Raw genomic sequence first — 343 nt, 5'->3', positions numbered from 1 at the left:
CCGAATGCCGCGAGTGCAAGTTCTGCAAGTCCGGCAAGACCAACCTCTGCCAGGCCGTGCGCGCCACCCAGGGCAAGGGCCTGATGCCCGACGGCACCAGCCGCTTCTCCTACAACGGCCAGCCGATCTACCACTACATGGGCTGCTCGACCTTCTCCGAGTACACCGTGCTGCCGGAAATCTCCCTGGCCAGGATTCCCAAGGACGCCCCGCTGGAGAAGGTCTGCCTGCTCGGCTGCGGCGTGACCACCGGCATCGGCGCCGTGCTCAACACCGCCAAGGTGGAAGAGGGCGCCAGCGTGGCCATCTTCGGCCTGGGCGGCATTGGCCTGGCGGCGATCAT

At 66.8% G+C, this 343-nt stretch carries 1 pseudogene; it reads left to right on the top strand.

Annotated features, from left to right (window positions below):
- A pseudogene (locus DK254_RS16880) lies at positions 1-343 on the top strand (S-(hydroxymethyl)glutathione dehydrogenase); the annotation flags it as partial.

The organism is Pseudomonas sp. RW407 (assembly GCF_003176655.1).
Classification (GTDB): Bacteria; Pseudomonadota; Gammaproteobacteria; order Pseudomonadales; family Pseudomonadaceae; genus Pseudomonas; species Pseudomonas delhiensis.
Note: the sequence above shows the minus strand (reverse complement) of the source record. Positions and strands in the feature narration are given on the sequence as shown.